Origin of the sequence: Streptomyces sp. NPDC001568 (assembly GCF_042893755.1) — a bacterium.
Classification (GTDB): domain Bacteria; phylum Actinomycetota; class Actinomycetes; order Streptomycetales; family Streptomycetaceae; genus Streptomyces.
This window is the reverse complement of the sequence record NZ_JBIAVF010000024.1, coordinates 1-19,622: the sequence shown is the minus strand read 5'-3', so window position 1 is coordinate 19,622 and position 19,622 is coordinate 1. Positions and strand designations below refer to the sequence as shown.

Genomic DNA, 19,622 nt, shown 5'->3' with positions numbered 1-19,622 from the left:
GGGTTTGCCCTCCCCCTTCCCGACATCTTTATTAAAGCACGAGAGAGTGTGTTCTGTCTAGGTGTTCCTCTGGTCCAATCGGATGAAAGGCACTGGTGAACAGGCTCGTCGGACGGTGCCCGAGGGCCGGTCGTCCGGCCTCCGCAAGGGTCCGGACAACCGACCGGGGCGGATCCGCCGTGTGGCGGCCGTCGCCGGCAGGGGCTCGGCGACGGCCACGTCGTGGCCCGGCAGGTTCTCAGGTGCGTGTGCTGCCGGCGGTCCTCGCCTCGGGAGTGTTCGCCTCGACGAACCGCATCACGTCCGCCGCGATGGGTCCGCCGAGCCAGTTGTGATGCTGTGTCCACACGAACCGGCTCTCATGCCGGGTCAGCTTCCCGTCCACCACCGCCCGGCCCGTCACCTGGATCAACTGCCACTCCACCTTGCCTTCCACCTGCATCCACCGGACTCGTAGTTGGTGCGGCCGGAACACGTCCCCGTCCTCGTCCTCGATGTCGGCCCACCCCTGCCCGGACCACTCCCGCTCGAAATTCCGCCACGGCTCGTTGGGCCGGCACTCGCTCGTGTACGTGATCATCTCCGTGTACGTCTCGCTGGTCATCTGCACCCCGCCCCGCAGTCGGGCAATGACCTTGCTCGTGTCGTAGTGCGTCAGGCACACCATTCCGCCGCGCTTCGATTCGGTGTGAACCGCCCACACGAGTCGCCCTTCCAAGTGCCCGCTGCACCCGACCACGCACACCCGTTCGTGCCGCTTCAAGTCCGCCGGCGCCGGCTTCAGGTCCAGCTCGGCCGCGCCGGCCTTCTCGACGTTCAATCGCTTCACCAAGTCCTCGACCGCCCTCTCCAGACGCGCCGTCCGCTCGTGCATGACCCCGGCCTGGTAGCGGCCGGAGGTCATTGCCTCCCGCTGGTGGAACAGCAGCAGTTCGGCGTCCGCCAACCCGCCCGGGGTCACCTCGAACGTCTCGGATCCCGCCTGTACCTGCGTCATCGTCTTCTCCTTCATCGGTTGTTCGCGGCTTCCAATGCCGCGTCCACGTACAGGCCCGTCAGGACCTGAAGAACGTCGTTGGTCTTCGCCCACCGGAACGCCATGGCCATTCGTCCGGCCGCTGAGATCCGCGCGGCCTCGGCGTGCGGTTCTTCATGCAGCCATCCCCGCCGCCGGATGACCCGGGTCGCACCGGGCGGGATCCGGGTGAAGCCGGCTTCGATCGATGCGACTCCGTTCCGGTCCCTGGTGATCCGGATGCGGTGTTCGTTGGCGGCGAGGAGTTCCATGTCCTCGTACTGGCGGCCGGTGATCCTCCACGGGTCCGACGTCGGGGTGAGGGTGACCCACCGCCCCGGGCGGTTCGGGAGGGTCAGGGTGAGCGCCCCGTACCGCTGGGCTCGGACCACGCCACCGCGCCGGACGAACCGGCCGATCATGAGGTCCGCCTCCCGGCCGGTGAGGTGCCCGACCGCATCCCCGCCGGGGCCGTGGACCCTTTCCTGGTGTGAGGCGTAGGCGACCCCCCGGTGGTTGTACGGTCGCGCCACCTGAACGCCATCACCGAGGTACTTCGTGCTCGGGTGCACTCGCTCTCCTTCGCTGCCTGGGCGCCCGGTCGGCGTCCCACCCCCTGTGGGCCCGCCCCTGAAAGGGGCGGGCCTGAGCGGGGCCGTCAGGGCGGTTCGGGCTGCTTCCTGCGGGCGTCCGGGGGCTGCGCCGGTACTCCGCGCACGGTGGGGGCCTGAGGCCCTACAGGGCGCCCCGGTCGCGGAGATAGGCGCCGAACTGGAGCGTGATCCCGGTATCGCTGGTGGAGGGGATGCGGCGCGCGCCGATGGCTCCGTCCCGCCGGCCGTTGCGGTGGACGCTGAACTGTCCGCCGCGCGGGGGGACATGCAGCGCGTACAGCCCGTAGCTGGTCTGCACCCGGACGACGGCGGCCTGGGCGGCCTCGTCCACGCTGACGGACACGTCATTGCTGCTGAGCCGGAACTCGGCGGTGAGCAACTGCGCCACGGCGCGGGCCTGCATGAGATCGGCGGCGAACGGGGTGGCCGGGGTGCTGTGCTCGCTTCCGCCGCACCCGCATCCCTGGGGGCTCTCGTCCTCGTCGGCCTGGACGCTGGGCGCGGCGGGGAGGGTGACGCGGGCGGGGGAAAGGGCCTGGGGTCCGGTGCCGTGGGTGGCGCGCTCGACGTAGGCGCTGACCTGAGCGGTCCCGGTGAGCAGCAACGCGGGGCCGGCGACGGGGACCACGGTCCATGATCCATCACCGTTGGCGGTGACCGATCGGAGCGGGCCGGAGATGACCAGCCCGGTCAGGGCATCGGTCGGGGTGGCGGTCGGGGCGGCGGTCACGGTGTGCATGGCGCGCATGGGTGCTCCAGCGTGTGAAGGGGGCGGGGGGTGCTGGGGCCCCGGGGGGGGGGGTTTGCCCTCCCCTCCCCCCGGGGCCCCTGGCGCCGGCGGGGTTGACCTCCGCCGGCGGTGCTGCGGCTAGCGCTTGGCCTTGGCCTTGCCGCTGGCGGGCACGGTGGGCTTGTACTCCGCCCTGTCGATCACGGCCTGCTCGATCGGGGTCGGCTGGTACCCGAGGCTGACCAGCCACGACAGGTACTGGGCGGCGTCGACGCGCGTCGTCGTACCGAGGGCGCGCCACACGGTGCGTTCGGTGTTCTGCTCGTACGCGGCCGCGACGGCGGCGAAGGAGTACAGCTGCGCCTTGGCGGGGGACTTGACCACGGTGGTCGCGAGGACGGAGTCCTTCGAGTGCTCCGGCACGCCCATCCACGTGCAGATGCGGGCATGGGTGGCCGGGTGCGACGCGCGACGGCGGACCACGGACGACCCCGTCACGAGCACGAGCGCGGTGATCTCCGCCATGCGTTCGGTGACGGCCTTCGGGCGGCGGGCGGCCCGGAAGTGGCCGGCCAGCCACTCGGCGCGCATCTCCGTGCCGGTGTCCCAATCCCGGTTCCCCTGGATGACGGCGCGGCGCTGCTCGGCGGTCGGCTTGGCCTTGCCCTTGTCGCCGGCGGCCGTCTCGTGCCCGTACAGGGCGGGGTTGGTGCAGTAGGCGGTGTAGGCGTTCGCGCCTTCCTCCAGCGCCCACACGTGGCCCTGGCACTTCGTGTGGGCCTGAGCCGTGACGTCCTTCAGGGACCAGACCCGGGTCGCGGTGTCGCTGAGTTCGGACAACGGCCGGACGGTGGCCCCGGCCGCGTCCAGCTTGGCGCGGTGCGCCTCGGCCTCCTTGCGGGCCTTGGACGCGGACAGGGTCCTACGGATGATCCACTGGTGGTTGCCCTTCGGGTTGGCCTCCAGCTCGGCGAGTGCCTGGGCGGCGGCCTCCGGGTCGTCGCTCTCCAGCGTGGCCAGCATGGCGAGCGTCTCAAGGTCGGGCATGTTGTTGCTCGTCGTGGTGTGGGCGGCGGCGGCCAGTACGGTCGGCGACTTCGCCAGCTTCTGGACCGTGCGGGCCCTGGCGAGGGTGGTCGCGCCGGCGGCGGCGATCCGCCTGTCACCCGCGCCCAGTGCGGCGGCCTCGAACAGGGCGGACTGTTCCTCGCTGCGGGTGAGCGGTGCGCGGTGGCGGGCGGTGGTGATCATGTCGAGGACCTGGCCGGCCTCGTCGCGCTCCTCGTAGACGTACGGGACATGTGTCACCTTCGCCTCGATAGCGGCGGCCAGCCTGCGGTGACCGTCGACCACCCGCAGTTCCCCACCCTCCGTGCGGGTCACCACCAGGGGGGTGCGCACGCCCTCGACGCTGATGGAGCCGATGAACTCGGGAGTCAGGCGCAGGTCCTGGCGGACGTTGCCGGGGTGGGCGCGCAGCGCGGTCACGCTCACGAGCGGCCGGTAGGTCACCGGGACCTCGGTCAACCCGAGGGCGGCGGCGGCGACCAGGCGGCGCCTGCCCTCGACGAGTCGGAGCGTGCCCCCCTCGGTCGTCGCCACGTAGAGGGGCTCCAGCACTCCGTTGGCCGCGATGTCCTCGGTCAGGGCGGCGACGTCGAGCGGGGGGAAGGGGTTCGCCGCGACCAGGGTGGCAACGTCGGCCTTCGGGAGAACGGGGCCGGTCTGGTTCGGCTTGACGGTGGTCTTCATGGGGTGGAACTCCAAGGTGTGAAGGTGATGTTCGACCGTCGGTCCGGGGGTTTGCCCTCCCCCTCCCGACACCTCTATTAAAGCACGTCAGGGTGTATTCTGTCTAGGTGTTCTGCTGTCCGATCGGGTGAGTTACGCGCCCCACCCTCGCCGGCCGCCGGCTTTCCGGGGCTCCGCCCCGGTCCACCCTCGGGCCGGCCGGCTACTGCGTTACCGGGCGCAGGAGCGACGCGATGCGGCGCTGGCTGATCCACGTCGGTCCGCTGTACCGCTCGTAGGCCACGTGCACGTTCCTGCCACGGGTCTCGGTGACGGTGGCGAACTCGGTGTCGTAGGGCCACGCTCCGACCCACACCTGTACGAGATCACCCGGCCTGAGGTCGTCCCATGTGAATCGCCGGCCGTCGGGGTGGGAGTCGATGTAGGCGGGCGCCTGGTCCATGTCCATGGTTCCTCCGGGGAACGGGCGGAAAGGGGTTGGGGACTTCGCCGTCCGGCCCCGGGGGCCCCGACTGCTCGGGACCCCCGGGGGACGTCAGGCGTGGGGCCTGGGCTGCGGCATCGGCACGGAGCGCCGACCGGCGGCGCGGGGAATCCAGTAGGCGCGCTCCCTGGCGGTCGCCTCGAACCGTGCTTCCTCGACCTCGGCCGCGAACTGTTCCTGAGCCGCGCGGGCAAGATCGTCGGCCACGTCGAAGAACCTGCCGGCGACCATGAGCAGTGCGGCCACGGTTCCCGCCAGTGCCGACAGACCTTGCCAGGGGCTGGCGGAACTCACCTCGTGGGCCTGGTCGCCATCCTCCCCACTGCCGTAGAGGGTGAACGCGTGACCGATGATCGACTGCGCCCCGTAGTGTCCGTCACCGGCGTGCAACACGTCGCAGATGGCCTCGACCACGGCCCGGCGCACCGGGTCGTCCAAGGTGTCGGACATCGGGCGCCCGAACGTCGGCCATCCGGCTTGACGGGTCGGTGCAAGCCCTCCGAGTACGGCGTCCAGGTACAGGTAGACCAACGCTGCTCCGCGCTCGGCGGGTTCCGTCTCAGCGGTCAACGGAATCACCGGCCTCGGCCTGGTCGCGGTTGTTGGCGGCCGTGATCCGGGCGTGGGCCATGGCGTGCCCGAGGGAGTAGTCCCAGTCTTGAGGGAGATCGGACAACCGGACGTCCCGCTCGGTGCGCGTGATGGTCACCTCCAGGGGGTGGAGATCGTGGGGTCCGGACACGCACCTGAGGCACTCGTGCGGCGGGTAGAGCGGGGCCAGCTTGTTGCCGCGTTCGTCGCGCCGGCCGTGTTCGCGGTCGTGTACCTCGGCGATATTGGCGAGCAGCCGGCGCACGTCGTCACCGGTCCGCAGGACGTTGGGGCCGATCTCGTTGAGGCGGTAGAACCGTCGGTCGTCCGGGTTGGCCGGCCGCTCGGTGGGCTCTCCCTCTCCGGGGAGCTGCTCCAGGGTGATGGGCGTGTAGGCGGTGACCGTGTGGTGTTCGATCAACCGGGTGACCACCTGGTGCCCGACCGTGTAAGCCCAGTGGTCACGGACGCAGTAGACGGGGGTGATGGGGCCGGAGACGTGCGTACCGGCGGTGGCCTGACCGGTGTTGGGGTCACGGTCGCTGTGGAGAATGCTCCAGCTGACGGCCGGGATGGAGCACAACCTCACGTCGTCTTCGGGCTGGTAGGTGTCGAGCCTGGTCCCGGTGGGCGCGCCGGCGTCGTCGTAGTGGGAGCTGACAAGAACGGCCCCGTCTCGACCCTGGACCTTGTCAACGCTCGCGGTGCGCATTCCGTCAACGATGAAGCGGGCGCCCTCGTACAGGTTCGCGGCCCTGGTGATCTGCATGCCTGTTCCTTCGGGGATGGCGTGGCGGGGGCGCTGCGCTCTCCCGCCACTGACGTTGTCCGGCCTGTGGGGCGCGGGTGCCGGTGGTACGGCACCCGCGCCGGTGGGCGGCTAGTCCTCGTCGGGCTGCATGATCGTCAGTACCGGTTCGGCGTTGTCACCGGGGCCGATTTCGCACGCGAGACTGACCGGGAGCGCGCGGGTGGTCTTCCCGTCGCAGGGGATCCGGTACAGCTGAACCGTGATCCTTCCTCCGCCGGACGACCGTACGGCGGCGTAGCGGGTCATGTTGAGCACATCCCAGAGTCGGGCCGTCTCGTCCTGATGCGTCTGGGCCTTGCTGTCCTCGTCGCTCCACGCGACGCAGTCCGCCCACGCGGCGGCCGTGAGTGCGACGGGGAACTTAAAGCCGGCTTCCTTCGCGAAGGCCTCGGGCACCTGGATGAGCGCACCGTCCTCGATGGCCTGCGCCCGGGTGTACTTGTGGATGATCGGCACCGGCATGCCGAACAGGGTGCCGAGCATGGTTTCGGGGGAGCGTTCCGCGGGGGTGTTGGGGTTGGTCATGCTGACTTCTACTCCTCGGTGTGAAGGCGGTGTTCGACCGTCGGTCCGGGGGTTTGCCCTCCCCCTCTCGACATCTCTATTAAAGCACGTCACGGTTCATTCTGTCTAGTGGTACCGCCACCCGACCCGAGGGACACGGGCTGCCTGGGTGCTCCGGGGCGACCCCATCGACCTCTGACCGAGAGACAGGAACGGGGGGAAGCATGGGGGGAACGTTGGGGGGAACCTAGAGGGGGAAATGGAGGGGGAACCTAGAGGGGGAAGCATGGGGTGATGGGCGGCGTTTGTTTGTCCTTGCAAGGCCGCGTTTTGTTGACCGTGTGGGTCGTCGTGGTCGGGCTGGTCAGCGGGGTATAGGCGTTGTGTGTGTCGGCGTGGTGCGTTCTTCGTGGTGTCATCGGGATGCGGTTGGCTGGGCGGGTGGGTGCGGTGTCTGTAGGTGTCAGTTCGCGTCGGGGTTGGTGAGGTCGTCTCGTGTGATGGTGACGCGGGTGGCTTTGCCGGCTTTGCTGGCGGTGGTGGCTGGTGGGAGGACACGGACGTGCACGAAGTAGACGCGTACGCCGGAGACTTCGGTGTAGGGCGGCCATGTGTCGGCCGGTCCGTCGGTGGGGAACTCGATGAGTTTGGCTGTGATGTTGTAGATGACGAGGTAGGCGGTGTGCTGTCCGTAGTCGTGGGCGTACTTCACGACTTGGTGGAGCCCTTTGAGGAGGTAGGTCTTTCCTCGGCTGCTGCCGTCGAATATCTTGCCGTCGCATACGAGGGGGTCGGTTGCATCGAGGCTGCCGATGAGGTCTGCTTCGCCGGAGGCTGAGCGCGGTTTGGCGTGGGTGACGTGATCGCCTTCGAGGAACAGGAATCGCTGGAGGTCGAGGTTGTAGATCTCTTCGCCATTGGCGGTGTCGGCTTCGAACCGCGCGTACAGCTCCTGACGGTCGAACCACTCGATGCGGGTGCGGTAGCGCTCGAGGGTGTGGAGGACGCTGCTCTGGGAGCCGATTCGTTCGCTCAGGAAGTTGAACAGCGGTTGGAGTACCTCTTCGGCGAGCTCGCGCCAGCTGTCCTGGATGTTGCGACTGTGGCTGTACGCGACCGCGATTCGTTGGGCGAAGTCAGGTTGGCTCTCCTCGAGCCGGGCGATGTTTTGCATCAGCTCCCATACGAGAACGGCGCCGCCTTCTTCCGTGCGGTTGGGCCAACGGAATCGCTGGCTACCGCTGAGACTGGCCCGGAAGCCCTCGTGGTCCATCCCGGGCTCTGCCCGGGAAGCTTCTTCGAGTAGCCCGCGCAACGCAGGTTGGGCCTTGATCCACTGGGTGGCGAGGTAGATCTCGTGGGAAGCGGCCGAAGAGGTCGCGGTCATGAGCCTTCGGAAGCGCTCGCGTACGGCGACCTGGAGTTGTTGCTGGTACCTCACCTGAACATTCCTCTCAGCGCCTGGGCGATCTGACGTTCGACGACTGCGCCGGCGTTCTGGGCGCTGCCGGTTTCGTCGACCAGCCAGATGCGGGCGTAGCAGCAGGGGCATGTCACCGCGGTCTGCGCCACTACCTCGGAGTACCGGATCCACATGAGGTACCCGCAGAAAGGGCAATCGGCTTCGAGGTCTGACCGGAGTATCTGCGTAGCCAGTGATTCAGCCATGGCGCATTGTCTCGCAAGGCTCCGACAGCTGGGCTTGCTTGTACCGCATTCAATTGGCAGCCGTCAGCTCTATGCGGCTTTTGGTGTCCTATCGCCCTTCGGGTCGGTCTCATCTTGGTGATGCCGTCTTGTGTGGGCGGGGGTGGTGAGGATGACCGAGCCGGACGACGAGGGCTCTCCTTGCCGTGGGAGAGAAGCTGTTGTCGGCCGTGAGGCTGCGGTGCTCCGCCTGATGGCGCTGGATGGGCGTGGTGAGTTGACGTCTGGGCACGTGCGGCTGGTTGCCGACGCTCAGGAAGTATCCGTCAGGACGGTGCGGCGCTGGGTTGAGGCGGCGCGCCGGGAAGGCCGGACCGGTCGGAGACCGCGTCCCAGATTCACCGTGTCGCCCGAGGTGCGTCGGCTGCTGGCCGTGTGGGGCGGGAACGCGGCCGCGGTACACCGTGAGCTTGCTGCCCGGGCCCGGGATGCCGGGGACGTGTTCGACGTGCCGTCATTGGCGACGTTGCAGCGTGCGATCGTGCGGGATTTGTCTGTGGGGGAGCGGGCGGGCCTGCGCGGGGGTGAGGCGGCGCGTCGTCGTTTCGACGTCTACGGCAAACGGCCGCCCACGCACCGCAATACCTGCTGGGAGGGTGATCACAAACGGATCCCGGTACGAGTGGATCTCGAAGGCTCTGCGGTATGTCCGTGGGTGACGTGGTTCATCGATGTGGCGTCGAAGGTGATCGTGGGGGTGGCGGTCACCCCGCATCAGCCGGCCCGGGACGCGGTTCTGGCCGCGCTGCGCACGGGCATCAGCCGGACAGCCCCCTACGGGCCGTTCGGCGGCCTGCCAGGCCAGGTACGCGTGGACCGCGGCAAGGACTTTCTATCGAACGCGGTCGCGAAAGCACTCGGCGGCTTCGCGGTCCCCGTCCACGACCTGCCGGCCTACAAGCCGTACCGGAAGGGCACCGTGGAGGCCCTGAACAGCGCGGTGGAGAAGATGCTGCTGGTCTCTCTGCCGGGCTACACACGCCGTGCCCGCCCCGCGCAGGTATACCGGCCGACTCCGGTGGAGGACCTGCTGTCCTACCCGGACTTCGTCAGGGTCCTGCTGGACTGGGTGGCCTGGTGGAACAGCGAGCACCGTCCGGCCGGCGTTCCGGACGGGATGACCCCGCTCGAGGCGTGGGAGGCGGACCCGACACCCCTCGAGGAGGTCCCGGAGGAGCAGCTGGCGTTCTTCGCGATGGAGGACGACGGCCGTATCCGGAAGATCACCACGAACGGGGTCGCGTGGCGGCGCCGCGCCTACATCGCCCCGTGGATGTCCGGCCACGTCGGCACCAAAGTGCGGCTGCGCTACCTCCCGCACTTCGACGGCAAGGTCGAGGTCTTCACCGCCGACGGACCGACCCGGCACCTGGGCAGCGCCTACCTCGCCGAAGCCGCGACACCGGCCCAGCGCCGTGCCCTGTCCAAGGTCCGCGAGAGCAACGCCCGCGCACTGAAAGCGGACCTGAAAGCAGCCGAGAAGCTGAGCCGGACCCGCTACACCGCGACGACCACCCCTGCCGCGCCCCACCCGAGGCGATCGGTCACCGGGCAGCAGGCCCAGGAGGAGATCAGCCGCGCCCGGGCGGTCGACCTCGCGGCCCGCGCGCTGCCGGACCTGATCCCACCGCGCGAGCCACCGCCGGGCTGGGCCCGGCCCCGTCCCCACCCGGACACCACCGTCCTGTCCGAGTCCGACCCGTCCGGCACCGCCGTGCCGGACGACCACACCAGCGAGCCCGCGCCGGACAGCAAGGAGTGACCGTCATGCCCACCTCACCCCGCAGGGGCCGTCTGCCCGCGGAGCGGGAGGACCACTTCATGCGCCTGCCGGGCGCCCAGGTCGTCTCCACTCGCGCCCTGCTCACCGCCCGGGAGAACATCCGGGCCGCGATCGACGCCAAGGCGATGATCTGTATCTACGGGCAGGCCGGCAACGGCAAGTCCTTCGCGGTCAACGCCTGCCTGCGCGAGCTCGCGCCGAAGCTGACACGCCGGATCCAGTTCCGGGCCCGGCCCTCCACCCGCGACCTGCGCCACGAACTGTTCCACGCCCTCGGCCTGCCGGGCCGCCCGCCGGCGCAGCCGATCGAGTTCGACCGGATGCTGCGCGGCGCCCTCCAGGAACCGCACGTCCTGGTCTGCGACGAGGCCCAGTGGCTGTCGAAACTCTGCTTCGAATACCTGCGCTACCTCTGGGATGACACCGACTCCGACCTCACAATCGTCTTCACCGGCGGCAACGGCTGCTTCGCGATGCTGCAGAGCGAGCCGATGCTGGAGTCCCGCGTCTACGCCTGGCAGGAGATCGACCGAATGCCGCTGGACGAGGTCCTGGCCGTCGTCCCGGCCTTCCACCCCGCCTGGACGGACGCGGACCCGGAACTGATCGCCTTGTGCGACCGGGAAGCGGCCCACGGGAACTTCCGGGCCTGGGCGAAGATCACCCACCACCTCACCGTCGGGATGAAGGAGTCCGGACGCGCGCACGTGGACGAGGAACTCCTGCGCTGGGCCTACAGCAAACTGAGCCACCGCCGGGCGGCCTGATGCTGGACTGCCCGAACCCGCCGCCGGTCACGGTGATCCTGGACCCGCACGACGACGTGGTCCACACCCGCGCGGCCCTGGCATCCCACGCCCCGCACGAAGGACGCCTCACCGTCCACCCCACCCCGGGCGTCGACTCGGCCGTCGCGCTCGCCCACGACATCCTCGCCGCCCTGAACAAGCCCGTACCCCTGAACAGCCACCGCCCACTCGACCCGGCCCCGGCCTGGACGACCGCCGCCGCCTGGATCCTGGCCACCCCCATCACCCACCTGACCCTGCTGCGCGCCCACCTGCTCACCCCGCACCGCTTCAAAGACCTCCTGGCCCTGCGCCGGCGCACGGGCATCCGCCTGGTCCTCGTCTGCCACCGCCGGGCCATGCGGCCCTTCTTGGAGCGCGAGCTGCGGCAGGTGGAACACCACATCGCCGAGGCCTCAGCCCTGCTGCCCGAAGCCGAACCGGCCGCCCCGCAGCCGCAGACGCCCCCGACAGCGAGGCCGTTGGCGAACCGCTGGATCAGCCTGCCCGCCCTGACCACCCTCAAGACCTTCGACGAGACGGCAAGCCCCTGCCGGTGCACCGCGCCCATGGCGACGGACCAGGACTTCTACCCGCCCGCCATGCCGCCGGTGACCGAAGCCGAAGTCGCCCGACGCCTTCACCGCGCCACGGCACACCCCCACCTGGCGGCCAAGCTCGCCACGGCAATATTCACCGCGGCCTCCACAACACAGCTCGACACCGCGCATGTCCGCGACCTGGGCCCGGACGGCACCACCATCACGCTCCACGACCACGGGCTGCGCCAGGGCTGCATGACCCACCCCGTTCCCGCCTGGGCCCGCCCTCTGCTGAGAGCCGCCGCTCTCCTGTGGAGCATCGAGACCGGCACCAACGGATCCCTGTTCAACAACCCCCTGGAAAGCAACGACACCCCGTCCCTGACGACCCTCGCCGAGAGCTGCAAGCTACGACCACCCCAGCCGCCGCGCCCCAAGCGCCGCCGTACCAGGAGCAGGACGCCCCAGCGTTCGAAGGAGCCCGTGAAGACCATCTGGCCTGTGTGCACCGCCCACTACCGGCGTTCATGGGGTATCCCGGAGCCGGACCTGATGCAGGGCTGTCCGTACCCACCTCCCCACACAGCGAAGACCATCGACCGCAAAAAGAACGGGTGGATGCCACCGGACTACGGGCTGCGCGAGCTTCGGCATCTGCGCTGAGAGGCGGAGAGCTGTCCCGGCCGTCTACCGCCTGCGGCGGGCTCCCTGCGGCTTTGGAGGCTACGCGTTGCTGTCGTGCTGGCGCCGGCGACGTTCGAGCCAGTTGGGGTCACGTACGGGTACGGCGGCGGTGGAACTCTCCTCCACCAGGTCAGCGTCCGAGATGGCCATGATTCTGTCGAAGAGCCAGACGAACCGGGCGAACCGTAGGGCCGCGAAGACGATGGCGAACTCGAAGATGAAGCGGGCGGAGAGAGGGTCCTTGTCCCGGTCGAGCGAGAAGGCGGCCAGGATCAGCGCACAGGTCAGCGCGGTGCCCTGCAGCAAGCTGCGCCAGGTCCGCCTGAGCTCGCCGTGCCGTTGCCGCCGTACGGCACGCAAACGCGCGCCATTGGCCGTGGTGTAGATGGCGATGGCGATGGCACTGAGACCCCCGATGGCTGACACCGCCCCGGTTGCCGCCGCGTACATGTCGGTGCGCTGGGTGGCGCCGATCCACGTGAGCCAGTCTCCCGATCCTGACGCCCGGACGATGAGGAGGTGGGCGCCAAGGACCGTCACCGCGACCAGGTAGTCGGCCCAGACGCGCTCGGCCCACTTGTCGATGATGCTCGTACGGACGCCCACACGATCCCCCTGCCTAGGTCATGAATCCCCCGCGTCCACCGCGAGCCGGAGCGCGTCCTCATGCTCGGCCGCTGCTGCCAGGATGGCATCCACCGCTGACACGATCCGGATCGAGTTGCCTTCCGCGTCCGTGGCCGGCACTCGCTTCTTGGCCGTGATGCTGTGCTCGACCAGCTCGACGAGGCGGGTCTGTTCCGGGCCGCTTGGGTCCGAGTACACGAGCCGGGCCCGCGCCCGTTCGGCACCGGTGACGACATCGGAGATCTCATCGAGGTCCGCCAGCAGATGCTCCCGGTGTTCCCTGAGCTCCTTCCCTCTGGGCACGGAGATGACCATCGTGACGCTGATCTCTCCATAGGCTTCGCCAGCAACACGCAGGAGTCGGGCGAGGCCGCCGGGCCGGTCCTGCAGCGCGCCCATCTTGTTGCCCATGACCTTTACTTCTACGCGGCTTGCCCCAACCGCAGTCTTGAGTTTCTCGATCTCGGAGTGCGCAACGACAGGGCGCAGCTGCAGCTGCGTGCCGGGAAACATCTCGATGCCGTTAAGCCAGGTCTCAAGGGCCTTGTGACTGGGCGCAGATACACCACCCTGCATGATCCCCACCACGTTCCCGAACGGCAGAAAGCAGACCACGGAGGTGTCCAGGTAACCCTCATGTGCCGACTGCTCAAGCTCTCGGAGGTGGCCGGTGTCGAAGTTGATGACTGACAGCCACTCGCCGGCATCCTTCACCCGGTGCAGGAGCAGGTGGTCCTCCATGTTGTGGGTGATCGTGGTGCCTACGATCCGGTGTTCGCTCTCGTGTGAACGCGCTCCGACGGGCGCCTGCGCCAGAGCCGCGAGCGCCCCGTCCCAGTCCATGAGTTCTGGAATGCGCCGGGCTTCTCCCTCTTTGACAACGACGACCTCGAAGAAGCCGACGGTGCGTTCCTTGTGGTTCAGCGTGGCCACGACGTACCCCCTCGGTCCTGCCGCTCAGCAGATGAGCCTTTCAGCTGCCTAGCCCAGGTTCTCGAAAGATCGTAGGCCGACATGGAGGAGGCGGATCCGCATTTGCCCAGAGCGCCCAGGGCACGTTCTCTCCTCCGACGCCCCTCCTCCACTCATGCCCAGTCGATGCCCAACGCTGTGAGGGCGGCGAGCTGTTCGGCGTCGAGCTTGTCGCGGCGGGCTTTCTGGTTGCCGATCCAGATCCCCGTCCGGTGCTCGGTTCCGTCGGGCAGGACCTCGACGACGCCGCGCCCCGGTGGCCGGCCTTCCCGCGTCACGTACTGCGCGAGCGCTTCCACACCCTTCTGGAACGCCCCGCCGCCCGCGCCGGGCCGGACGCCACAACCGCCTTCGCGGGGGCCTTATGGGCCCGTACGGCCCTTCACGCCGAGCTTGCCGCGCCTGCGCTGCTGCTCGGCGTTCAGCTTCCCGAAGTCCCGCCGCTGGGTGGCGAGCCAGCGGCCGACGTCCTCGCCGTGCCGGGTGACCCCGGGCACGACGTCGGCGAGCCGGGCGCCGCCGGCGAGGAGCTGGGCGAGGTAGGCGTGGTGCCGCTGGCAGTCGACGGTCCACCCGCGTCCGCACGGGTTCCAGTCCGGATCGACGGCCGCGAGCTGCTCCGCCCGCCGACCCGCGCGGCCCTCCTTCCCGAGCTCGCCGGGGCGCCGCACCTTCGTCAGCCACTCCCCGATCGACCGGTCCAGGGCGGTCGCGTGCCGCGGGGTCGCCATGGTCCCGTGCAGCTCGAAGTACGCCCGCGCGGCGGCGAGATTCTCCGCGAACCCGGCATCGGCGGTGTCCCACACGACCCCCAGCTCCTCCAGCTCGGCCGCGCGCTCCCCGGACCCCTGCCCCGCCCGGTACGCACGGCGTTGGTCGGAGCGCGATCTGTCGCCGCGTCTGGGGTACGCGATCTGTACGCTTCACGCCGTCGGGCGGGCCGTACGGCCGGTGGCCTACCCCCGCCACGGCTCTGCGCCCCCCCGCGGTCCCGCTACCGCGCCCACTCCACCCCGAGCTCGGCGAGCGCGGCCAGCTGCGCCCCGTCGAGCTTGTCGCGCCGGGCCCGGGTGTTGGAGACCCACACGCCGAGCTTGACGATCACCGGCTCCGCCTCGCCGTCGACCGCGACCGGCTCGGCGTGCCCGCGGGGGACGGGCCGGTCGGCGCCTTCCCGGGCGACGTACTGCGCGAGCGCCTCCACACCCCGCTCAAACGCCTCCCGCACCCTGCCCGACCCCTTCGCCACGGGCTCGGGCGCCGGCGCGGGGATGGCTTGTACGCCGAGCGCGGCAAGTCGTTCCTGCTGTTCGGCGGAGAGCTGCGTCCAGTTGCGGGTCTGTCGTGTGAGCCATCGGCCGAGGTCGTCGCCGTCGAAGAGGACACCAGGCTCGATCGCGGGCAGCAGGCCGCCGGCCTCCGTCTCGGCGAGCAGGGCGAGGACCCGGTGGTGGCGTTGCCAGTCGAGCGGCCACGGGCACGCCCAGTCGGCGTCGATCGCGGCCAGCTGCTGCGCGCGAGTACGGGCCCGCTCTTCGTTCTTCCCGAGGCCACCCTTCCGCCGGAGGTTGGCCATCAGCTGTCCGATCGCGAGCTGCTCGCCGTCCTCGCCCCAGACGGCGTCCTGCCGGGGCGCCAGGTGCCCGTGCGCGTGCCGGTAGGAGCGGAGGCCGGCGAGCTTGGTCTCCCAGGCCTCCTCGCCCGGCTCCCACACCATCCCGGCGTCGGCCGCGTCGAGGAGGGTCTTGCGCCGCTCTTCCAGCTCCCCGCCGCGTAGGGCTTTCCGCTGCTGGTGCACCCACCGCCCGAGCGGGAACGCCTCGGTCACCCCGACCGGGGTCTCGACGTCGTAGGGCACCGCGTACAGCCCGGTGATCCCGTGCTCGGCCCGCCACCGCAGCAGGGCCTGATACCCCTCCAGCCAGACCAGGGATTCGGGCCGGTAGACGCGGGTGCGCAGGAACGCGGCGATCGTCGCGGGATCCCGCGGGCTGGAGAAGCGCAGCAGCGCCGACTCCGCCGCGGCGCCAGTACCGTCCTGCTCCTGGCCCTCGCTGCCCGCCCCGAACCCGTCCCCGGCGCCGGCCGCGGCGCTGGCGCTGGTGATCCGGCCGTCCTCGTCACGCTGGACGTGGACGGCGCGCTCGTGCCGTCCGCGGGTGAGGGCGCGGGAGGCAAGCTGCTCGACGAGGCGGGCGTCGTGCGAGCGCAGGCCCTGGAGCACGGCCACCAAGGGTGCGAAGGACGCCGAGGCGACCATGTCGCCGGGGTCCTCGCCCCGCTCCAGGAACACCGGGACGATGATGCGGGCGACCTTCGTGGTCCCGTCCGGGTTCGGGCGGAGCGCCCTGCCGATGTTCTGCACGATCTCCACCTGCGACCCGCGGGTGTCGGCGAAGCAGATCGCCTCGACTCCCCGCTCGCCGGTGATGTCGACGCCTTCGCCGAGGACGCGTACGGACGCGAGGAACGCCCGGTGGACCCGCTGGCCCTCGGCGTTGATGCCGTTGGCGAACTGGCGCAGGGTCTCGCGCCGCTCGGCGACGAGATGGTCCCCGCACAGCCACGCCGACCACACCCGGCCAGGGGGTACGTGACGGCCGGTCTCCAGCTCGTACGGCTCGGCGCCGATCGAGGACTTCGGCAGCCGGCCGGCGGCCGCCAGATCGGCGTCGGACGCCTCGGTGGCGTGCAGCTCGGCCGCGGTCTCCGGCAGCTTCACGGCGAACGCGGCGGCTTCCTCGACCCGCTGGTGGAACGTCATGACGGTCTTGAGGTTGTGCCGGGCCGCGTGTTCGAGGAGCGCGGCCTGCAGCAGGGCCAGGCGCCGGCCCCGCAGCCCGTCCTCGGAGATCCCGAGGACGGGGTCGGGGTCGCGGATCTCCAGCACGTCGATCTCGAACCTGGCGAGGATCCCCCGCTCCACCGCCTCCGACAGCCCGAGCTCGGCCCCGGGGAGCCAGGCCCCGTACGTGCCGTCCGGATCGTCGGCCATGCTCGCGATCACCGGCTCGGACCCGCCCGCCCCCTTCCGCGGCCGCGGCGCGGCCAGGATCCGCGGGGTCGCGGTCATGTAGAGCCGGAAGGCCGCGGGGATCCGTGCGTTGTCGTGGATCGCTGCCCACGGCCGCCCCAGATCTCCCGCGGTCGAGTGCGCCTCGTCCACCACGGCGAGGTCGAACGGCGCCATCACCTGCCCGTACAGCCGCTCCCCGCCCGCGAGCGCGGCCTCCAGCGGCCCCCGCACCTTCCCCGCGCCGCCCAGGTCCTCGACGTCGTCCCGGTCCACCAACGAGGCGTACGTGGCGAACACGACGACCGGCCCCGCCCCGGCCCACAGGGCGAGCTGGATCGGGTTCGTGGTCGTACGGACCCCGAGCTGCTCCAGGACCGCGTCGTTCTCCAGCGAGCACACGGCGACCATCGGCGCCCGGTGCCCGACCTTCCGCCAGGCCTGCGCGGTCTGCACGAGGAGGTCCAGGGTCGGCACGGTGACGAGGATCCGGCCGCCCGGGAAGCACTCGAGCGCGGAGGCGGCAGCCATGATCGTCTTACCCGAACCGGTCGCGGACACGATCGTGCCCCGAACCCCCTGAGCAGGCGCAGAAGATCTTGCAGCAAATCCAACCCATTTCCGGAACGCCGACTTCTGCACGAGCTGGTGTTCCCTGAGCTGAATCACAGACATTCTCCAGGCCTTCCGATCACTAATTTCGGCGGGTTTTCAGACGGCCACGGGTCATCGCGACGGCGAGAACGACGGCACGGACACCGTGCCGTCCCCGCTGACCACGACCCGCTCGGCGAGCTGCGCGAGGACCTCGACGGGCCGCAGCCCTGCCCGGACGGCCGCCCCCCGGATCAGCCGGCCGGAGCCCGCGGACAGCCACAGCTCCGCCCGCAACTCGTCCCGCTCGCCCTGCCGCTGGGCCAGCTCCGCAGCGTGCCCGGACAGGACCACCTGCCGCCGCTCATCACGCTCCCGCGCCCACTCGGAGCCCTGGACATCCCGCTCCGGCTCGTACGCGCCCCACCCGGAGGCCTCCATCAGGAGGCTGACGCGCCGCTTCGCCGTCCAGACCGCGGCCAACCGCTCCGGATCCGACTCGCACTCGGAGAACGCCCCGCCGAGCAGGGCCCGTTCCGTCTCCCTCTTCCTGACCGCCGCCTCCGCGACCCGCTCCGCCACCACAGCCCCGGCCAGACCATCCCCCTGGCGTCGAACCGAATCTCGCGCCACGTCGTCAGCACTCCACATGCCCACTGGTCTTTTTCAGAGGATACCGCTTGCTGCCGAGGCGGTCTGTGGATGTCCCGTGTTTTTGCTAACGTTACATGCTGCATCTAACTGATGTAGCCGCTACACCGGAACACCAACCAGCGGATCACCCAGCAGCGAGACCGTCGGAACCGTCTGGCAGGCTGCGCCTGTGGAAGAGCTCATGGGAACCCAGAAGCCGGTGCGCAGGATCCTCGACCCGGACGAGGCGATTGCCGTACTGGAACGCACTGTCCCCGGCCTGGTGGCACTGCGCCGGCAGACGCCGGCCGTTTTCGACTGGCGGGCGGTCGAGGAGGAAGCCGGCAGGGCACTGCCGTCCGACTTCAAGTCGCTCGCCGAGTGGTATCCGGCCTTCGACCTGGACGACTTTTTGGCCATCATGCTCCCCTGGCCCGGGCAGGAAACCGGCCGGGCCGGGGCGGAGGGCACGCAATCGAAGAGATGGGACTCCGACTACCCCGCGGAACTGCGTCCCGTGGAGCTCGTCTCGACGAGCCTGATGCCCTGGGGGGACTCGGCGGAGGGCGACCAGTTCTTCTGGAGTGTGCTCGGCGATGATCCGGAACACTGGCCGGTCACCGTCTGCTCCCGCAATGGCCCCTGGTGGCACTACGAGGGAGGAATGGTCCAGTTCCTGGCGGAGCTGTGCGACGGAGCCCTGGACCCGTGGGCGCTGCCTCCGGTCAGGCCCGAGATCACAGGTTGGGCCGTGGAGGGCGGCGGCCGCGAGCAGCCGGCATGAGCCGAGTCGTCTGACCGTGCTGGGCGGCGCCGGGCATGCAGGACCCGGAAGAGACGGTCTAACCGGCCGCCGGGAAGCGGGCTCAGGGTGGGGTTGTACTTGGAGCGTAGTGAAAGGCCTCAGCCGCCTCAGCCGCCTCACCCGCCTCACCCGCCTCACCCGCCTCACCCGCCGCGCGGCCGGTGAGGCTGCCGCGGTCCGGCGGAACGGACTGAACCTTCCCCCATCTGGGTCGGTGCCGAGGGGCCGTGTGTTGGTCTGTGGGCTGGGCAGTCGGGGGGTATGACTTCACTCATGGTGGTTGCCTCCGAGTTGGCGCGAGACAGTAGGCCGGATGGGACTCCGTGGTTCAAGTGGGCGTTCCTGGGGGTGTGGGCTGCCCTGCTTCCCGTGGTCCTCTACAAACTGCATCAACACGGTTACTTCAGAAGACGACGCTGACTCCCTACAGCAGCGGCAAGCGCGGCCACCCCTGGTCGATGGGAAGGCCCCGCGAGGGCCGGATCTCGAGGTCCCGGCCGTACGATTTCCGGTGTGATCCGTCCTCTCTCAGGTCCTCTCACGTGGAGGTACCCCTTTGCTCCATTCGTGCTGACTCTCCTGATATCCACCTGCTGGTACGGGCTACAGCCGGTCTACCCGGATTGCGTTTACGGCTTCTTCAGCAGTGCCGCGGAGCCGGTAGATCCGAACGAGGCCTACCAAAGGGCAATCGAGTCCGGACAGTGCGAGCCGTCCCACGCCCGCTGGACCACCTGGAGTGGCTGACGCCCCACAGCAGCAAGCCCGGCCGCCGCGCAGCGGCGGCCGGTGACCCTCGGTCAACCCCGAAGCGCAGCGCAGGGGATGACCGAGGGGTGGGGGAGAGCGCAGCGAACCCCCACCAGGCCGAAGCGCAGCGCAGGCCGGCCCCACCCGAAGGGTGGGGCGCCCGGAGCGCAGCGCAGGGCCTTCCCTTGCACAGCGCGCAGCGCTGTGGTACCCGCTCCGCGGG

At 69.9% G+C, this 19,622-nt stretch carries 20 protein-coding genes; 4 read left to right on the top strand and 16 right to left on the bottom strand.

Translation table 11 applies throughout. From position 1 onward, the window contains the following. Positions 1–238 precede the first annotated feature (238 nt). The 10 genes from ACFY0I_RS34015 to ACFY0I_RS33970 form a co-directional block, all read right to left on the bottom strand. Complete coding sequence (locus ACFY0I_RS34015; RefSeq protein ID WP_388903047.1) at positions 239–997, bottom strand: hypothetical protein; 759 nt, start codon at positions 995–997, stop codon at positions 239–241. An 11-nt stretch (positions 998–1,008) separates the two neighbouring features. Beyond that, positions 1,009–1,587, bottom strand: coding sequence for a hypothetical protein (locus tag ACFY0I_RS34010; RefSeq protein WP_388903045.1), 579 nt, complete (start codon positions 1,585–1,587; stop codon positions 1,009–1,011). Positions 1,588–1,750: 163 nt separating this feature from the next. Beyond that, positions 1,751–2,377, bottom strand: a complete 627-nt coding sequence (locus ACFY0I_RS34005) for a hypothetical protein (protein ID WP_388903043.1) — start codon at positions 2,375–2,377, stop codon at positions 1,751–1,753. Positions 2,378–2,497: 120 nt separating this feature from the next. Further along, entirely contained in the window at positions 2,498–4,111 is a 1,614-nt protein-coding gene (locus ACFY0I_RS34000; protein ID WP_388903041.1) for a ParB N-terminal domain-containing protein, read from the bottom strand. A gap of 202 nt (positions 4,112–4,313) precedes the next feature. After that, positions 4,314–4,559, bottom strand: a complete 246-nt coding sequence (locus tag ACFY0I_RS33995; protein WP_388903038.1) for a hypothetical protein — start codon at positions 4,557–4,559, stop codon at positions 4,314–4,316. 87 nt (positions 4,560–4,646) lie between these two features. After that, positions 4,647–5,045 carry a hypothetical protein gene (locus ACFY0I_RS33990; RefSeq protein ID WP_388903035.1) on the bottom strand — a complete coding sequence of 133 codons (399 nt, stop codon included), beginning with the start codon at positions 5,043–5,045 and terminating at the stop codon, positions 4,647–4,649. 109 nt (positions 5,046–5,154) lie between these two features. Then, the gene (locus ACFY0I_RS33985) at positions 5,155–5,955 is read right to left on the bottom strand and encodes a hypothetical protein (protein ID WP_388903032.1); all 801 of its coding nucleotides are present in this window, start codon (positions 5,953–5,955) and stop codon (positions 5,155–5,157) included. Positions 5,956–6,066: 111 nt separating this feature from the next. Next, a complete protein-coding gene (locus tag ACFY0I_RS33980) occupies positions 6,067–6,522 on the bottom strand; it encodes a DUF6573 family protein (protein WP_388903030.1) in 456 nt (151 codons plus the stop codon). A 442-nt stretch (positions 6,523–6,964) separates the two neighbouring features. After that, entirely contained in the window at positions 6,965–7,942 is a 978-nt protein-coding gene (locus tag ACFY0I_RS33975) for a hypothetical protein (RefSeq protein ID WP_388903027.1), read from the bottom strand. Beyond that, positions 7,939–8,169 carry a hypothetical protein gene (locus ACFY0I_RS33970; protein ID WP_388903024.1) on the bottom strand — a complete coding sequence of 77 codons (231 nt, stop codon included), beginning with the start codon at positions 8,167–8,169 and terminating at the stop codon, positions 7,939–7,941. Before ACFY0I_RS33970 ends, ACFY0I_RS33975 begins: the two co-directional genes overlap by 4 nt. A gap of 694 nt (positions 8,170–8,863) precedes the next feature. Here ACFY0I_RS33970 and ACFY0I_RS33965 point away from each other — a divergent pair. Genes ACFY0I_RS33965 through ACFY0I_RS33955 form a run of 3 tightly spaced genes read left to right on the top strand, consistent with a single transcriptional unit; the run spans position 8,864 to position 11,984 of the window. Then, positions 8,864–9,970, top strand: coding sequence for a Mu transposase C-terminal domain-containing protein (locus tag ACFY0I_RS33965; protein WP_388903023.1), 1,107 nt, complete (start codon positions 8,864–8,866; stop codon positions 9,968–9,970). Between the two features lie 5 nt (positions 9,971–9,975). Continuing rightward, positions 9,976–10,758 (top strand): AAA family ATPase, encoded by a 783-nt coding sequence (locus tag ACFY0I_RS33960; protein ID WP_388903020.1) that lies wholly within the window; start codon positions 9,976–9,978, stop codon positions 10,756–10,758. Continuing rightward, positions 10,758–11,984: a hypothetical protein gene (locus ACFY0I_RS33955; RefSeq protein ID WP_388903018.1), complete on the top strand. Its 1,227-nt coding sequence runs from the start codon at positions 10,758–10,760 to the stop codon at positions 11,982–11,984. The genes ACFY0I_RS33960 and ACFY0I_RS33955 overlap by 1 nt, the downstream gene beginning before the upstream one ends. 60 nt (positions 11,985–12,044) lie before the next feature. Here the strand turns inward: ACFY0I_RS33955 and ACFY0I_RS33950 are convergent, their stop codons facing one another. From ACFY0I_RS33950 to ACFY0I_RS33925, 6 genes are all read right to left on the bottom strand, one after another. Further along, entirely contained in the window at positions 12,045–12,611 is a 567-nt protein-coding gene (locus tag ACFY0I_RS33950; protein WP_388903016.1) for a hypothetical protein, read from the bottom strand. 18 nt (positions 12,612–12,629) lie between these two features. Next, positions 12,630–13,565 carry a hypothetical protein gene (locus ACFY0I_RS33945; RefSeq protein ID WP_234437816.1) on the bottom strand — a complete coding sequence of 312 codons (936 nt, stop codon included), beginning with the start codon at positions 13,563–13,565 and terminating at the stop codon, positions 12,630–12,632. 152 nt (positions 13,566–13,717) lie between these two features. Beyond that, positions 13,718–13,903, bottom strand: a complete 186-nt coding sequence (locus ACFY0I_RS33940; protein ID WP_388903014.1) for a hypothetical protein — start codon at positions 13,901–13,903, stop codon at positions 13,718–13,720. 63 nt (positions 13,904–13,966) lie between these two features. Beyond that, positions 13,967–14,410, bottom strand: coding sequence for a helicase associated domain-containing protein (locus tag ACFY0I_RS33935; protein ID WP_388903012.1), 444 nt, complete (start codon positions 14,408–14,410; stop codon positions 13,967–13,969). A 188-nt stretch (positions 14,411–14,598) separates the two neighbouring features. After that, positions 14,599–17,292 (bottom strand): Helicase associated domain protein, encoded by a 2,694-nt coding sequence (locus ACFY0I_RS33930; protein WP_388903009.1) that lies wholly within the window; start codon positions 17,290–17,292, stop codon positions 14,599–14,601. A gap of 51 nt (positions 17,293–17,343) precedes the next feature. Beyond that, positions 17,344–17,793, bottom strand: coding sequence for a hypothetical protein (locus tag ACFY0I_RS33925; RefSeq protein ID WP_388903007.1), 450 nt, complete (start codon positions 17,791–17,793; stop codon positions 17,344–17,346). Positions 17,794–18,046: 253 nt separating this feature from the next. On the opposite strand from ACFY0I_RS33925, the gene ACFY0I_RS33920 reads away from it, so the two are divergent. Beyond that, the gene (locus tag ACFY0I_RS33920; protein ID WP_388903005.1) at positions 18,047–18,628 is read left to right on the top strand and encodes a hypothetical protein; all 582 of its coding nucleotides are present in this window, start codon (positions 18,047–18,049) and stop codon (positions 18,626–18,628) included. Positions 18,629–19,622: the final 994 nt, after the last annotated feature.

Coding starts and splice junctions, on each gene's coding strand:
- ACFY0I_RS33980 (WP_388903030.1), bottom strand. CDS start 6,522: ATGACCAACCCCAACACCCCCGCGGAACGCTCCCCCGAAACCATGCTC.
- ACFY0I_RS34015 (WP_388903047.1), bottom strand. CDS start 997: ATGACGCAGGTACAGGCGGGATCCGAGACGTTCGAGGTGACCCCGGGC.
- ACFY0I_RS33930 (WP_388903009.1), bottom strand. CDS start 17,292: ATGTCTGTGATTCAGCTCAGGGAACACCAGCTCGTGCAGAAGTCGGCG.
- ACFY0I_RS34005 (WP_388903043.1), bottom strand. CDS start 2,377: ATGCGCGCCATGCACACCGTGACCGCCGCCCCGACCGCCACCCCGACC.
- ACFY0I_RS33955 (WP_388903018.1), top strand. CDS start 10,758: ATGCTGGACTGCCCGAACCCGCCGCCGGTCACGGTGATCCTGGACCCG.
- ACFY0I_RS34000 (WP_388903041.1), bottom strand. CDS start 4,111: ATGAAGACCACCGTCAAGCCGAACCAGACCGGCCCCGTTCTCCCGAAG.
- ACFY0I_RS33985 (WP_388903032.1), bottom strand. CDS start 5,955: ATGCAGATCACCAGGGCCGCGAACCTGTACGAGGGCGCCCGCTTCATC.
- ACFY0I_RS33960 (WP_388903020.1), top strand. CDS start 9,976: ATGCCCACCTCACCCCGCAGGGGCCGTCTGCCCGCGGAGCGGGAGGAC.
- ACFY0I_RS33995 (WP_388903038.1), bottom strand. CDS start 4,559: ATGGACATGGACCAGGCGCCCGCCTACATCGACTCCCACCCCGACGGC.
- ACFY0I_RS33970 (WP_388903024.1), bottom strand. CDS start 8,169: ATGGCTGAATCACTGGCTACGCAGATACTCCGGTCAGACCTCGAAGCC.
- ACFY0I_RS33920 (WP_388903005.1), top strand. CDS start 18,047: ATGGGAACCCAGAAGCCGGTGCGCAGGATCCTCGACCCGGACGAGGCG.
- ACFY0I_RS33990 (WP_388903035.1), bottom strand. CDS start 5,045: ATGTCCGACACCTTGGACGACCCGGTGCGCCGGGCCGTGGTCGAGGCC.